This window comes from Streptomyces sp. NPDC006624, assembly GCF_040611555.1.
Taxonomy (GTDB): domain Bacteria; phylum Actinomycetota; class Actinomycetes; order Streptomycetales; family Streptomycetaceae; genus Streptomyces.
Genome location: NZ_JBEXOM010000092.1, coordinates 1 through 1,132, shown reverse-complemented (window position 1 = coordinate 1,132; position 1,132 = coordinate 1). Strand labels below are relative to the sequence as shown.

Sequence of the window (1,132 nt, the reverse complement as noted above, 5' to 3'; positions counted from 1 at the left end):
TGCGGTTCGATCCCGCATAGCTCCACCATCTTTTACTGCGAACCCAAGAAAACTTCAGAGTGAACCTGAAAAGGTGCACTGCGAAGTTTTGCTCTTTAAAAATCTGGATCAAGCTGAAAATTGAAACGACACATCTTTAATGGTGTGTTCGAGTCTCTCAAATTTTCGCAAGTCGATGGTGTATCGAAAGAAACATCTTCGGGTTGTGAGGTTAAGCGACTAAGCGTACACGGTGGATGCCTAGGCAATCAGAGGCGATGAAGGACGTGCTAATCTGCGAAAAGCGTCGGTAAGGTGATATGAACCGTTATAACCGACGATATCCGAATGGGGAAACCCAGTGCAATTCGTTGCACTATCGTTTGATGAATACATAGTCAAACGAGGCGAACCGGGGGAACTGAAACATCTAAGTACCCCGAGGAAAAGAAATCAACCGAGATTCCCCCAGTAGCGGCGAGCGAACGGGGAGCAGCCCAGAGTCTGAATCAGCTTGTGTGTTAGTGGAAGCGTCTGGAAAGTCGCACGGTACAGGGTGACAGTCCCGTACACGAAAGCACACAGGCTGTGAACTCGAAGAGTAGGGCGGGACACGTGGTATCCTGTCTGAATATGGGGGGACCATCCTCCAAGGCTAAATACTCCTGACTGACCGATAGTGAACCAGTACCGTGAGGGAAAGGCGAAAAGAACCCCGGCGAGGGGAGTGAAAAAGAACCTGAAACCGTGTACGTACAAGCAGTGGGAGCACCTTCGTGGTGTGACTGCGTACCTTTTGTATAATGGGTCAGCGACTTATATTCTGTAGCAAGGTTAACCGTATAGGGGAGCCGAAGGGAAACCGAGTCTTAACTGGGCGTTAAGTTGCAGGGTATAGACCCGAAACCCGGTGATCTAGCCATGGGCAGGTTGAAGGTTGGGTAACACTAACTGGAGGACCGAACCGACTAATGTTGAAAAATTAGCGGATGACTTGTGGCTGGGGGTGAAAGGCCAATCAAACCGGGAGATAGCTGGTTCTCCCCGAAAGCTATTTATCACGGGCCCGGACCGTCGCCCCGGTCGTGGTCGACAGCCGGCACGGCTCGCCCTCTTCCAGACCGAGGACGGTGGTGTCCTCGAAGATCCGCCC

1 rRNA gene is annotated in these 1,132 nt (G+C 51.5%); it reads left to right on the top strand.

Going from position 1 to position 1,132, the window contains the following annotated elements:
- Positions 1-209: 209 nt before the first annotated feature.
- Positions 210-1,132 (top strand): 23S ribosomal RNA (locus tag ABZY20_RS37380); the annotation flags it as partial.